This is a genomic window from Streptomyces sp. NPDC051740, from assembly GCF_044453165.1.
GTDB classification, from domain to species: domain Bacteria; phylum Actinomycetota; class Actinomycetes; order Streptomycetales; family Streptomycetaceae; genus Streptomyces; species Streptomyces atrovirens.
This window is the reverse complement of the sequence record NZ_JBITCL010000005.1, coordinates 62,108-75,185: the sequence shown is the minus strand read 5'-3', so window position 1 is coordinate 75,185 and position 13,078 is coordinate 62,108. Positions and strand designations below refer to the sequence as shown.

Sequence of the window (13,078 nt, the reverse complement as noted above, 5' to 3'; positions counted from 1 at the left end):
GAACTCGCGCCCTCGGCTTGGGAAGCCTGGGTCTCTTGACGGAGGCTGCTGGGCTGACCTGCGGTGGAACGGTGTTGTAGCCCTGATCGCACCCGTGGTCAGGCCCCGCTGTTCCCCGTGGTCCCCCACACGATCTGGCACGCGAACGGCATGGTCTCTTCGCCTTGGACGTCACGGACTGGGCTGGGACCCGGAGTGTCTGAGCCTCGGCCGACGACAGTCAGCCACGACGGCGGGTGTGCCGATCGACCACGCACGCGTACGCCTTGACGCACTCCCACCGGCCTCAGCCATGCCGCCATGCCGCCGACCAGAGCCGGCCGCGCCGGTGGAAGCATGGCGGGCAGACCTTGTGTGATGACCGCTTCGTCCCGAAGCGACTGCTGCCGAGATGTCGACGCTGGGCAATGTTGACTTCCTTTTCACGGCTTCAATCAGTTCCCGCGTTCCGTCAGAGCCGCAAAAGGTGTCATCGCTTCCGCGTAAAAATTTACGACACCGTATCTGTCCACCTCCAGCCTGCTCTCCTTTTCGTCGATTTGGCTCTTCGGCTGGAAGCGGAATGAGGATATGGAAAAGGAGGCGGCGGAGTCCTCGGGTGTCAGCGACCACCATGCGGTCACGTACCTGGGGCGGCGCGTCACATTGACAATATTGTTATTGTGCTGCACTTTTCCGTGGTAGATAAGACTTTCCTCGCAGTCGCTGGGGGGACAGTAGAATCGACCTTCTTTCTTTTCCCACGAGAAGTGAGGGTATTGGAATTCCCATGTGTCTATCCTGCCTCTGTCCTTCCTCATCAAGGACAGCGAAAAATAAACCTCCAGTGCGTCGTATTCAGCTTCCTTGGGAACCCGAACCAGTTTCTCCGCGGTGTACTCTTCACCGGATTCAAGCGGAAATCCGGGCGACAGGAAGCGCCCTGCGGTTACTGTCTCGGTTCTCGGCCCACTTGCAAACCTTGCCGCGTCCGATTCATCTTCCATCGCCTCCTTTACGTCTTTCAGTCCGTCACTCGCTCTTGAGAGCTTGACTTCATGGCCGTACACCGAATAGTCATCGCTAATGATGTAAGCCGGAACTTTTCCCTTGTTTTGTGCGCGCAGCGTCAGGGGGATCTCTATGAATGAGTTCCGGGAGTCCGTCGCGGGTTCTCCGAATTTTGCTTCCAATTTGACCAGCATTGGACGAGAGGCCGGTTGGTACATACTGGAATACGCTAGGTTGGCGCTGGCCACGATGACCGTGGCAGTGACGCCGGCCGCGAAACTTTTGGGATGCGGAACTCCCGTCCAGGTTTTTTCGCGAACCAGCAGCCATAGGGCTCCCAGTGACCAACACCAAAGAGGGAAATATGCCAGCAGGTAGGGAGTGTACTCCCTTTCCTGTAGCCAGAGGAGCATCAGGAGGCTGCCGGTAGTCAGGGTGATGAGCGCTCCGAGCAGCACTACGGCGCCTGAGAACCTCATGCGTCGCTTTCCCCAGTAATCGAGGACCGCCAACGCGGCCAAACCCTGAATGAGGCCTGCGATTACGAAAAGGTATCCGGTGACCCTGCCTGCGAAGGTCAGCCCTCCCAATGCGTCGGGCATTCCGATGGCCACGAGTAGGGCCATGGATCCTAGGAGCCCCACAATCATGAGTACGATTGTGATGAACCGCTTGACTGAATGGTCGGGCCACGTTCGGCTGTCTCCCCCGCGCCAACGTATGAATGTCCCGTCCTCTACATCCATCTCCTTCGGATAACCCTGACGCCGGAGAATTCTTCGCAGATCCTTCTGCGACCAGGCGCTCCCGATTATCTCTTCGCCGGCTCTTACTCGGCGTAACCCGCGGTCGTCCGGTGGCTCTACGGTCACGTTGGAAAAGTTTTCCACGAGACCAGGCTTGACGCGGAACTCGACGGGTGCAATCAGGACTACTCCGTACGATGCGGAAACAACCTGCGGCATCGGGCGGCTCATCACCGCGCTGCGGCTGGAGGTGGCCCGGGCGTACAGCCTGCTGGGACGCCTGGCCGACGGCTACCGGGCTCTACGGATCGCAGAGGCGTGCGCCGCGCAGGACGTGCGTCGTCCGGGATCCGGTCGCGGGCATGGTGGCTCGCGACCGGCGCCGTACCCTGCCCGGACTGCACCGGTTCAGTCGCCGACTGGGAGTACCTGCGTGACCGATCCGACAGCCGTGGACAAGAAGCCCTTTCCGTACGTCGTCGTCTGTGCGTGCGGCGTCGCCGCGGATGTCGGCGGGATGACCACCGCTGCGCAGCAGCGGGGCTGGGACGTCGGGGTCGTCGCCACCCCACAGGGTTTGAGTCTCCTCGACGCCGGGGCCGTCCGGGAGCAGACCGGCTACCCGATCCGCTCCGCCTGGCGCACGCCCGCTGCCGCCCGCCGACGCCATCGCCCCGCAGCCTTCAACACGGTCAACAAGGGGGCCACCGGCATCTCCGACACCCTTGCTCCGGGCATTCTCTGCGAGGCCTACGGCCTGGGGTGCCCGTCGCCGTGCTGCCCTGTCCGAACGTCGCCCAGGCGGCCCACCCCGCCTGTGCGCGGAGTCTGCGGGTGCTGTGTGGGATGAACGTCGTGATCGGCACCTACGAGCCCCACAGGCCGGAGGCCGGCGGGGGAGCGAACCGCTTCCGGTGGGAAGAGGCCCTGGACCTGTTGGGGCCCCGGTGTGAACGGCTACTGCGGGAGCGGTTCCGGCGTCCCTTTGTAACAGCGTTCAACCCAGCTCGCTTACCGGCTTCGGGGCCGTACCACCGGAGTGCCCGTCCGGTGACGGCGGCGATGCGATTGAAGTCCCGGTCACAGCGCAGGAGGGGCGGCCCTTGCAACTCGGCCGTAGCGGCCACCACGAGGTCGACAGCTCAGGCGCTACGGTGCTGTCCGCGATGAGGCAGTTCGTGCCATCGACCGCACGGCCGCACCGGATCGTGTCGGACGGCGGGGCAGGCGTCCGACGGAGTACCCGCGCCGGGCCACGGTCGGTCCGTGCCTACGGACCGTACGGCCGAGGAGCCGGTGGAGCGGGTGGAGCGGGTGGAGCGGGTGGAGCGGGTGCGGGCCGCGGCACGCGGGGCGGCGTGAACACGCCGGTCTCCGCCGCCCTGGGACGGTGGGTGCGATCGCGGCCCTTCTCGCGCGCGCCCTCCGAACGGCGGAGTACGCGCCGGACGGGTTCGGCGTCGGGCCGATGCCCCGGCGGTCAGGCCCGGCGGGTGGGCGCCGCGGCACTGGGCGGCACGGGGACCCTGGCGGCTTCCGCCCGCCAGGCGTCGGCGAGTTCCGCGGGAAAGCGTCGGCCACTGCGGGTGAGGACGACGCCGGGCGCGAGCTCGACCTCGTCGCCGGGGCGGAAGGGGCGGTCGGTCCGCGGGGGAAGCTTTTCCCAGGGGCCGAACGCGCCGCGCCGGCCGGCCCGGCGCATTCGGGTGCCGTAGGTGCTGATGTCACGGATCAGGACGGTGCCGCTCCGGGCGGAGACGGCCACATGCATGCGGCTGACCTGCCGGGCGATCTGCGGGGACAGCAGGCTGTGCAGGGCGATGCCCACCTGCTCCGGCAGCCGGCCGACGTGCGCTTCGGAGCCCTCGTCGAGGGTGTACCGGGCCACGCAGGTGCCGTCGATGACAGCCTTGAGCTGGGTGGTGCCCAGGCGCGGACCCTCGTCCTCCAGAGGTGTGCCGTGCAGCTCGCAGGTGGGAACACCGCGCCGCATACGGGGCAGCAGGATCCGGTCGCCCTTGCGGATGTCGTAGAGGGTGCAGCGGGGCTCCGGGCAGCGCCAGGTCCGCATGATCACCTCGGCCAGCGGCGTCCGCGAGGGACCGAGGAGGCCCTGTTTCTTCAGTGCGGACAGTTCCATCCTGCGGGAGATCTCCGCCGCCGAGCGCACACCCATGTCCATCGCCACGAGGGCGACGGACCCGTCGGGGCGGGCTGTCGGTTTGAGGAACTGCCAGGTGTTGCCCTGGATCCACGGGTGCTCGACGCGGTGGTCGACGTACTGGTCGCCGGTGACGACCGGGGACGCGGTCATACGGGCCAGGTCGAGAACGCGCTCATCGGCGTCGTCGACCTCCTCGACCAGCCCGTCGGCCACCCAGCGGCGCAGTCGCCGCACCTCGGCCTGATCGCCGAACTCGCGGTGCCCGCCCAGCAGGCTGGTGTCGGCGACCAGGTAGACGGAGACGTCGGGATCCCCGGTGAGCTCCATCAGGCCCCGCAGGACCAGCCCGAGGCGGCGCAGGGACCGCGGGCCGTGTCGGCCGAGGGAGGTGTCGCGTACGACGTTGGAGAGCTCCACGAGGTAGTCGGCTCGCTCCGCCGACGTGGCCAGATGATGTTCCACGGACGCCTCGCTGTCCGACGGCAGGGGGTGTCACTCTAAGGCCGCCCGCCGGCATCCGCCATCAGGACGCGTCCTCTCGACTCCCCGGAATCTCCGCGAACTCCACTGTTCTTCCTTGATCTCCTCGGATGTCTACCCCCGGCGCGGGCACGTCGGTACGATCACGTCGGTGACGGGAGGGTCAAGAACCTTGAACAGCACTGGAAACAACGACCAGTTGAGCCCGCTGGATCCCGAGGACCCGCGAGAGTTGGCCGGTTACCGCCTGCTCGCCAGGATCGGCGAGGGCGGCATGGGATGCGTCTACCTCTCCCGTACGCGCGGCAACCAGCCGGTCGCCCTGAAGGTGATCCGTCGCGAGTACGCCCAGGACGAGGAGTTCCGCCGCCGCTTCGAACAGGAGGCGACCTCCGCCCGCAGGGTGCAGGGCTACCACATCGTCCCCGTCGTCGACCACGACACCACCGGCCCGCAGCCCTGGCTGGCCACCGCCTACGTCCCCGGCCTCGCCCTGGACCAGCTTCTCGCCAGGCACGGGACGCTCCCGCTGACCACGGTGCTGCAGCTGACCGGTTGCGCGGCGGAGGCGCTGCACGCCGTGCACAAGGCCGACGTGATCCACCGCGACATGAAGCCGAGCAACGTCCTCATCGGCTCCGAAGGCCCCTGGATCATCGACTTCGGCATCGCCCGGGCCGCCGACTCCACCCAGCTCACCCGTAGCGGCGGGTTCATCGGCACCCCTCAGTTCATGTCGCCGGAACACGCCAACGGCCAGGACCTCACACCGGCGACCGACGTCTTCTCGCTCGGCTTGATCGCCGCCGTCGCCGCGACCGGCCGCCACCCCTACGGTGACGCCGGATCCCTCACTCTGGCCACCAAGATCGCCAACAGCGAGTTCCGCCCGCCGGACCTGACGGCGTATCCCGAACCGCTGCGTGCCGTCCTGGAACGCACGCTGGCCGCCGACGCGGCCGCCCGCCCCACGCCCTCGGAACTGGCGGAACTGTGTCATGAGCTGAGCGGGCGACCGTTGCGTGACTTCACCGGCTGGCTGCCCGCACCCGTCGCGGCGGACATCGCCCGCCGGGAGCGACTCGCCCGGCAACAGGCCGAGACCGAGCCCGGAGCGGCTTCCGGGGCCGTGGCGGGTGCCGCGACCGTGCCCCCACCCTCCGTGGCGGGTGCCGCGACCGTGCCCCCACCCTCCGTGGCGGGTGCGGACACCGCACCGTCGGTTGCCGGGGCGTCCGGCGGATACACACCCACCCATGTTTCCCGGCCCGGTGAGCAGCCGCACCACGGCCGGGCACAGCCGGCGCCGCCGACCGGATCCCCTGCCCCGTTCCCGCAGGGAGCACCGCACCCCCTCGGCCCGTCGGCAGCGCCGCCGGCGGCCCGCAGCCGCACCCCGCTGACGGTCGGCGCGGCCGTGCTGGCCCTGGCGGTGGTCGCGACGGCCGCCTGGGTCTTCACTCACGACGGCGACACGGACGACACCCAGGGCAGCGGCGGACAACCGACCTCGCCACCGGCCGCCGCATCCCGGACTCCCGCCGGTACCGAGCCGGACACCGGCGGCGCGTCGGCCGACACGAACGCGACGCCGAACAACTACACGGAGATCTTCAAGGACAAGCCGCTCACCCTGCGCGCCCAGTTCACCTCCAACCGCATCTCCTACACCAACGTCGACCTGGACGCACCGAAGATCGACGCGAAAGCCCTCAGCGAGGGGAAGGGAAACGAACTGCAGTACGAGGAGTTCGGCGGCACCTACACCCTGCGCTTCCTGACAACCATGGGAAAGAGCGCGGGCACCACCCCCGAGGAGTGTGCCGAGGGCGCGGCGGCCGATGTGTTGCCCGCCGAGCTCGGCGACGACGCACAGGGCGAGCAGCTGACCCCGGGCACCATGCTGTGCACCGTCACCGACGAGGACAACCTCGCGATGCTCACCATCAAGGACGTCGTCGTCCAGAAGGACGCCGACGGCTTCAAGGCGCGCGACTACGCCGCCGAACTGACCCTCTGGAAGGCGCCCTGACCCGTCCGCCGCGGAAGGGATCCGTGGACGCGTCACATGCCGGAAAACGTGGGAGAGACCCGGTTACGCAAAAACCCAGGCCGCTGCCCCGGGGTTTCACCGTGGAGCGGGTGACGAGAACCGAACTCGCGCTCTCAGCTTGGGAAGCGACGGCGCCCGGGGCGTCCTACCGCTGCTGACCTGCGCAGGCTTGTGGCGCGGCGATGGGCGTGAGCGCTCGGTGGTACCTCTGTTGACCGTGTTCGTCCGTGCTGAAGGGCACGGTACGGGCACGACGTCGTGAGGCGGATGGGTGCCGTGTCCGCACCCTGTCATCGTGCTCGGAACTCGGTGCAGTGCGGATGCGCCGACAGAGGGCTTCACGATCGGACATTGGTGATGGTCCCGGCTCAGCCCTCGATGTCCCTGGTGTCGGGGCGAGGCCGTGGGCAGTCGTGCCCGGTCGCAGCACCCGGTGAGTGAGCGGCGGAGCTGTCGGTGATCGGTGCTCACCGGGGGCGCCGGGCGCGGGCCTGTCCGTGTGTTGTCGGCAGATGTCGGGGATGCCGTCGGTGTCCTCGTCGCGGTTCTCCGTCTCCCACGGCCCGCGGTAGATGCGGTCACGGCGTTCGACCAGCAGCGAGGCCATGCCCGCGGCGAGCACCGAGCCCAGCGGCACCGCGGCCTTGACCTGCCCGGCGGCTGCCGGGTCGGGGAAGGACACCTCGGTGACCAGGAGGGCGACCGTGAAGCCGATGCCGGACGGCACCGCGAAGGCGAAGACGTCGGCCCAGGTCAGGCCGGGGTTGAGCCGGACGCGGGTGAACCGGGCGGCGGGATGGGTTTCGGTGGAGATTCCTACCGTCTTGCCGACGACCAGTCCCAGCAGCACGCCCGGGGGCTCCGGGCGGGTGAACGCCTCACCCGGCACGAGGGGCGAGATGCTCACTCCGGCGGCGAACAGAGCGGACAGCGGCACGGCGAAGCCGGCGGACACCGGTCGCGGACGGTACTCGGCATGTTCCCCGGGCGCATTCTGACGCGGTTCCCCCTCGGAACCCCTCGGCGGCTTCCGGCATTGCCCGGCCGCCGTCCGACGGCACAGTCGTCCCGCGTCTCCCCGGAGGGAGCACCCGTCGACCCACGTGGCGGCCGCGGGCGAGGCGGTGACTGCCAGTACTTCGGCGACCGGTGGGGCCCCGGCCGTCGTCGGCCGAGGAGTACCGTGAAGCGAGGAGATTTTCCGGTTTTGCCGTCCCCGGTAGGCAGGCGAGTGCGATGTCCGACCCCGATTTTCCGAGGGTGACCAGGATCCTGCCCGACGCCGTCCACCAGGCCGTTCCACGACCGGGAACCGCCGTGGTGCGGCTCGAGACGACCCATGACCGACAGGGCGCGCTCGACGGGGCGTGGTGGCCCCGGTCCCGCGACCTCGCCGGTGAGCTCCCCGGCCTCGTCTCCGCGCTGTCCGAGTACCTCGGGCCCATCACCCGCGTCGGCCTGGACAGCGACGCCTGGGACGAACTGCCGACGCGGATGACGATCGACGACCGTGTCGTCCACATCGACTCCTTCCCGGTCGGCGACGACACCGTCCTCATCACCCGGGGCGGCAAGGACCTCTTCTCTCTCCTCGTGGTTCCGCCGCACGCCATGCCCGACGCGGCGCGCGCCGCCATGGCCGCGGCCGTTCGTGCCGGCAGTCAGACGAGAGCGGAACAGATCCTCATCGACACCGGCACGGAACGTGCGAACCTGGGGCACCCGGCCTGATCACCGCCTCCGCCGCCGGACGGAGCCGGCTGAGCGGGGACACGCGCTTCTCGGCGCTGCTCTACGCCGCCGCGGCCATGAGTCGGGCAGCTGACGACGCGTTGGTCAGGGGCGGCACCACGAGGAGATCCCAACGGCCCGCGGTGTAGGACTGCAGCAGGATCCTGTGCGGGTTGAGGGCCCCGGCGAAACGGTCGACCGTCACCTCGTGATCATTGACGACGACCACGCCGTGCGGGACGAGCCGCCAGTGGCGGGGATTGACGGCGACGTGGGTCAGCCGACCCCACAGGGGATCGATCACGTCGGCCAGTTCGCCGAGTTCGCGCGCCAGGTCGCGGCTTCGTGGCCACCAGGCACCGTCCGGCCGGCCGAAACGGCTGGCGGGTCCGAGGACGAGGCGCGCGGCACGTGGCCGGAACGGTGTCGCGTGCGAGCGGAGCCGGGTGGTGTTCAAGGTCATGATGACAAACCTGACTGCGGGCCTCCGTCGATCGACAGACGGAGCGCCCGGTGGTGTTTCACCGAGGACGGGACCGGCGGCGGCGCCGGCCCGCGAAAGCCCTCGATACCCCCAGGCTACTCCTCGATGCTCCCTGGCAAGGGGCACTGGTCTCATCGGCTGGACTCCAGCCACGACCGGGCTGGTCCCTCCACACGAGTCGTGTCCGCCGTGAGTTCGAGACGGGTGCCGCCTTCGCCGCCCGCGGGGAAGCCGCGCTGCTCGCTGATGGCCGCCGCGAGCGACCCGTGCCGGACAGCGACCGGGAGCGGCCTGCCGGCGGATGCCGCGCATCTGACGGCGACCGCCGGGCGAAGTCGCTGCCGGGGGTGTCGGAACGCGGGGCGGGGGTGGTGGCCATGGTCGTGAGGGCGAAGCTCTCTGAGGAGCGGGCGGATGACCCGGAGTGCGAGACGGGCGCAGGGACCGGGCGCGTACACGGACGTGCCTGCGGCGGCGCCTACCACCGAGGGGCACGGTCTCCCCGCCCGGCGGACCCCACACGGCCGCGCGGTCCCGTTGCCGCCGCCGGGAACGGAGTTCGGACTTCTCCGTCGGGGTCGGGCCCGCGGTCGTCCAGCGCGGTGGCCATCAGGAGGGCGGCGGTTTCCTCCGTCGCGTCCGGCGGGATCACCAGCAGGTCCCAACGGCCGAGCCCGGCGGAGAGCAGGACGACCCGGTCCGGGGCGTGCGGTGAGGCGGGGGCCTTGTGCAGGCGTACGACCTGGTTGGCGACGAACATGCGCCCCGGTGCCGCCGACCAGGCCGCGGCGTCCACGGTGACGCCGGTGATGTCGCCCCACGCGCTCGGCAGTGCGGCGAGCATCTGCGGGAGCTGCGTCAGAAGGTCGCGGGAGTGCGGCCACCACACTCCGTCGATCCGGCGCGGCAGCACGCCGCGGGGCGCGAGACGCAGGCGGACGAGGGGGAGGGGGAGGGGGAGGGGGAGGGGCAGGGTGGACGGTGCGGGTGGAACTGTGGTGATCATGTGAGTTCTCTCTGGCGAGGTGGGTTGCCAGGCGGTTCGGCAGGGCGAGCAGGGCCGCCCGGTGAGGGTGGTGATCGGTCGGGTACGGCGATCGGTGAGGCGGTCCACTTGCCCTGCCCGGGCCGACGTCGGGCGCGGGCCGGTGGGGGTCGGGGCACTGAAGGTCGTGCCTGCCGCTCTTCCGGAGGACGGCGCCGACGACCACCGCGAGTTCGGGGGAAGGGAGTCGGCGGGCGTATGCGGGGTGAAGGGGGGAGCCCGTCCCGCGTGATGAACGCCGGTGGGTACCGGGGGGTGGAGCCGGTCCGTCACCGGCGTGCCTGATGCCCTCGGTCTTCCCAGCCTACTCCTCAGTGCGTAAAGGCGGCGTGACGATCGGTCAGGGGTGCCGTAGGAGCGGCGGGCGGCCCCTGCCGCGGGGTCGCGGCAGCGGTGGGGGCCCGCCACCGCCGTCTCATGGAGGTGGCACGCGCAGGGCGAGCAGGGCCACGTCGTCGGTGCTGCCGGGCGGCACGTGGGCGAGTACGTCTCCGCACAGCGTGTCCAGCGGTTCGTGGGCGAGTGCGAGGGCGTGACGGCGCAACCGGTCCAGGCCCGTGTCGAGGTCGCTGCCCGGGGTCTCGACCAGCCCGTCGGTGTACAGCAGCAGGGTGGAGCCGGACTCCAGGGGGTGTGTGGCGTCCGGCCGGCCCGTGCCGGTGACCGGACCGGTGCCGAGGAGCAGCCCTTGGCCGGCTTCCAGGTAGCACGCGGTGCCGTCCGGGGAGAGGAGCAGCGGAGGCGGGTGCCCCGCACTGGCCCAGCGGAGCGTCCACGGTCCCGTGTCCGGGTCACCCTCGACGCGGGCGAGGATCAGGGTGGCCAGCGGGACGGTGGTGATGACCGGCATGGCGGCGTCGAGGCGGTCGACGACGGCGCCGGGCGGTCCCGTGTGGTCCCAGGCCAGTGAACGCAGGATGCCGTGCAGTTGCGCCATGCCGGCCGCCGCGGTCAGGTCGTGGCCCACGACGTCACCGATGACCAGGGCGAGCGCGCCGTCCTTCAGCGTGAAGGCGTCGTACCAGTCCCCGCCGACCTGCGAGCCTGCCGGTGCGGGCTGGTAGCGGGCGGCCAGCCGGAGGCGGCCGGGCCGGGGCAGCGGAGCGAGCAGGTTGCGCTGCATGGCCTCGGCGACGGCACGCTGACGGCCGTAGCGGCGGGTGTTGTCGACGACCACGCCGACCCGGCGGCCGACGTCGCCCACCGCCTCCAGGTCGCCCTCGTCGAAGGGATGTGCCGGGTCGGTGCGCACCACCGTCAGCGCCCCGGTGATCCGCTCCTCGGCGCCGAGCGGCACCGTGACGGCGGAGCTTGCGCTCACGGCACCCAGGAAGCCGCTGTGGAGGGCGGCCAGAGGGGAATGTCCGGCGGCCGGAGCGACGGCTGCCACCCGCTCCTGGAGTACGGATTCACCACCGGTCAGCGCCCGGCCCAGGGGCGAGTCCTCCACCTCACCGGCGTCCTCCGGGACGGCTGCGCGCCGGCCCTCGAATCCGGCGTCCCGTCCCTCCGGACCGGTCACCGCCACACGGTGGATCTCCCCGGAGCCGGTCCGGAGATCCACCGCCGCCCAGTCGGCGAGGCGGGGCACCAGCAGGCGCACCAGGCGGGCCAGTGCCTCGTCGGTTTCCAGGGTCTGCCCGAGGACGTCCGTGATCTCGGCGACCAGGGACAGCCGCTCGTTGAGGTCCTCCAGGGCGCGCGTGCGTGCCGTTCGCTCCCGGTGCACGTGGCGGTCCCCGGTGGCATCCGTGAACAGCAGCGCCATACCCCTGACGGAGCCGTCCTCCGTCAGGGGAGACGCGGACCAGGAGACCGCCAGCAGGCGACCGTCGCCCCGCAGATATGTGCCACCCTCCCCGCGCGTCGCCTTCCCCTCGGCCAGCGCGTGGAGCAGTGGGCACCGGTCCCGGGGCACCTTGTTGCCGTCCGCGTCCCGGTGCAGCAGGTCGTGCGCGTCAGCGCCCCGTATCGCCGGGGTGGTGCGGCCCAGCAGCCGCTCGGCCGCCGGGTTCGCGGCGACCGCCCGTCCGGCTGGGTCCAGCACCAGCAGCGCCGTGTCCAGCCGCTCGACGACCTGCCGCCAGAACCCCGGCTCGTCCGCCGGCCACCGCCCCATGTCATCACCCACCGCATCACGCACGCACGGACCCTCCGGAGACCGGCTTCCCGTCGATGGTCCTCCGATGCGGGCCTGCTCGCAGGGCGACGGGGCACCTGGCGCACACCGCGTCGGCACGGCCCACCGGCCGGCAAGGAGTGCTCGGACCAGGGGTCAGTCGTCCTTCCGCCGTCTGTCCGGACTCCGCGTCTCCCGGACGGGCGGCTCTCCGGCGGAGCCGTGCGCGGAGCTGTCCTCGTCCCGGTCCGCGGGGGCGGCTGCCCCGGCCGGGCCGGGGCGTCGGATGCTCAGTACGACGGACGCGGCCAGGACCGTGACGATGACGGCGAGGCTGATGGGCGACGGGATTTCCGGGATGCTGCTGCTGAAGAGTTCGTGGGACGCCTGGAGGATCAGTTTCACGCCGATGAAGGCAAGGATCAGCGCGAGGCCCTTGCTGAGGTAGTGGAACCGGTCCAGCAGTCCGGCGAGCAGGAAGTACAGGGCCCGCAGGCCGAGGATGGCGAACGCGTTGCTGGTGTAGACGATGAAGGCGTCGTCGCTGACCGCCAGGACGGCGGGCACGCTGTCCACGGCGAAGACCAGGTCGGCTGCCTCGATCGCCGCGACGACGGCGAGCAGGGGGGTGGCGACCCGCTTGCCGGCTTCCCTCACGAAGAACTTCATCCCGGCGTACTCGTCCTGGACGGGTACCACCTTGCGCAGCAGCCGCACCGCGATGCTCCTGCCCGGGTCGAAGCTCTCTTCCTCCCCCTTGAGGATCTTGTAGGTGCTGTAGAAGAGGATGGCCGCGAAGACGAAGAGCACAGCGGTGAACCGGCTGACCACGGCCACCCCGGCGGCCAGGAAGAGGCCCCGGAACACCAGAGCGCCCATGACGCCGAAGAACAGCACACGGTGCTGGTAGGCGCGCGGCACCTCGAAGTAGGCGAAGATCAGCGCGAAGACGAACAGGTTGTCGACCGACAGGCTCTTCTCCAGGAGCCACGCGGTGGTGTACTCCACCCCCGGCGCCGTGCCCAGGACCAGGAAGACGACCGCGCCGAAGACCAGGGCGAGACCGATCCATACCGCGCTCCAGGCGGCGGCCTCCTTGAACCGGATGACATGCGCCTCCCGGTGCGCCAGCAGGTCCACGGCCAGCGACACGACCACGGTGACGGCGAACACCGACCACAGCCAGAACGGCACGTCGAGCACGGGAGACCCCTCACGAGGGCTGGTGCGGAAGCCTGCTCCTGTAAGAATTCTGGCTCAGGTGCC

General features: G+C 70.1%; 9 protein-coding genes and 3 pseudogenes. 4 read left to right on the top strand and 8 right to left on the bottom strand.

Features of this window, described 5'->3' with window-relative positions:
• Positions 1-434: 434 nt before the first annotated feature.
• Positions 435-1,955 (bottom strand): hypothetical protein, encoded by a 1,521-nt coding sequence (locus ACIA6T_RS10320; protein WP_399446427.1) that lies wholly within the window; start codon positions 1,953-1,955, stop codon positions 435-437.
• Between the two features lie 16 nt (positions 1,956-1,971).
• Here ACIA6T_RS10320 and ACIA6T_RS10315 point away from each other — a divergent pair.
• A pseudogene (locus ACIA6T_RS10315) lies at positions 1,972-2,173 on the top strand (heavy metal transporter CzcB); the annotation flags it as partial.
• Positions 2,170-2,681, top strand: a pseudogene (locus ACIA6T_RS10310) (flavoprotein); the annotation flags it as partial. The pseudogenes ACIA6T_RS10315 and ACIA6T_RS10310, both read left to right, overlap by 4 nt.
• A 65-nt stretch (positions 2,682-2,746) precedes the next feature.
• Here ACIA6T_RS10310 and ACIA6T_RS10305 read toward each other — a convergent pair.
• A pseudogene (locus ACIA6T_RS10305) lies at positions 2,747-2,911 on the bottom strand (VapC toxin family PIN domain ribonuclease); the annotation flags it as partial.
• Between the two features lie 305 nt (positions 2,912-3,216).
• Positions 3,217-4,362, bottom strand: a complete 1,146-nt coding sequence (locus ACIA6T_RS10300) for an FHA domain-containing protein (RefSeq protein ID WP_399446124.1) — start codon at positions 4,360-4,362, stop codon at positions 3,217-3,219.
• Between the two features lie 190 nt (positions 4,363-4,552).
• On the opposite strand from ACIA6T_RS10300, the gene ACIA6T_RS10295 reads away from it, so the two are divergent.
• Positions 4,553-6,412, top strand: coding sequence for a serine/threonine protein kinase (locus ACIA6T_RS10295; protein ID WP_399446123.1), 1,860 nt, complete (start codon positions 4,553-4,555; stop codon positions 6,410-6,412).
• Positions 6,413-6,578: 166 nt separating this feature from the next.
• Here ACIA6T_RS10295 and ACIA6T_RS10290 read toward each other — a convergent pair whose 3' ends face one another.
• The gene (locus ACIA6T_RS10290; RefSeq protein WP_399446122.1) at positions 6,579-7,736 is read right to left on the bottom strand and encodes a Na+/H+ antiporter NhaA; all 1,158 of its coding nucleotides are present in this window, start codon (positions 7,734-7,736) and stop codon (positions 6,579-6,581) included.
• Between ACIA6T_RS10290 and ACIA6T_RS10285 the strand changes: the two genes are divergently transcribed.
• Positions 7,670-8,164, top strand: coding sequence for a DUF5994 family protein (locus ACIA6T_RS10285; RefSeq protein WP_399446121.1), 495 nt, complete (start codon positions 7,670-7,672; stop codon positions 8,162-8,164). The genes ACIA6T_RS10290 and ACIA6T_RS10285 overlap by 67 nt on opposite strands.
• A 61-nt stretch (positions 8,165-8,225) precedes the next feature.
• Here the strand turns inward: ACIA6T_RS10285 and ACIA6T_RS10280 are convergent, their stop codons facing one another.
• From ACIA6T_RS10280 to ACIA6T_RS10265, 4 genes are all read right to left on the bottom strand, one after another.
• Positions 8,226-8,627, bottom strand: coding sequence for a DUF5994 family protein (locus ACIA6T_RS10280; RefSeq protein WP_399446120.1), 402 nt, complete (start codon positions 8,625-8,627; stop codon positions 8,226-8,228).
• Between the two features lie 499 nt (positions 8,628-9,126).
• Positions 9,127-9,654 (bottom strand): DUF5994 family protein, encoded by a 528-nt coding sequence (locus ACIA6T_RS10275; RefSeq protein ID WP_399446119.1) that lies wholly within the window; start codon positions 9,652-9,654, stop codon positions 9,127-9,129.
• 454 nt (positions 9,655-10,108) lie between these two features.
• A complete protein-coding gene (locus tag ACIA6T_RS10270) occupies positions 10,109-11,812 on the bottom strand; it encodes a SpoIIE family protein phosphatase (RefSeq protein ID WP_399446118.1) in 1,704 nt (567 codons plus the stop codon).
• A 156-nt stretch (positions 11,813-11,968) separates the two neighbouring features.
• Positions 11,969-13,015: a TerC family protein gene (locus tag ACIA6T_RS10265; protein ID WP_399446117.1), complete on the bottom strand. Its 1,047-nt coding sequence runs from the start codon at positions 13,013-13,015 to the stop codon at positions 11,969-11,971.
• Positions 13,016-13,078 lie beyond the last annotated feature (63 nt).

Excerpts from the sequence above, each read along its gene's own strand:
- ACIA6T_RS10270 (WP_399446118.1), bottom strand. The coding sequence starts at position 11,812 with ATGGGGCGGTGGCCGGCGGACGAGCCGGGGTTCTGGCGGCAGGTCGTC.
- ACIA6T_RS10280 (WP_399446120.1), bottom strand. The coding sequence starts at position 8,627 with ATGACCTTGAACACCACCCGGCTCCGCTCGCACGCGACACCGTTCCGG.
- ACIA6T_RS10275 (WP_399446119.1), bottom strand. The coding sequence starts at position 9,654 with ATGATCACCACAGTTCCACCCGCACCGTCCACCCTGCCCCTCCCCCTC.
- ACIA6T_RS10285 (WP_399446121.1), top strand. The coding sequence starts at position 7,670 with ATGTCCGACCCCGATTTTCCGAGGGTGACCAGGATCCTGCCCGACGCC.
- ACIA6T_RS10320 (WP_399446427.1), bottom strand. The coding sequence starts at position 1,955 with ATGCCGCAGGTTGTTTCCGCATCGTACGGAGTAGTCCTGATTGCACCC.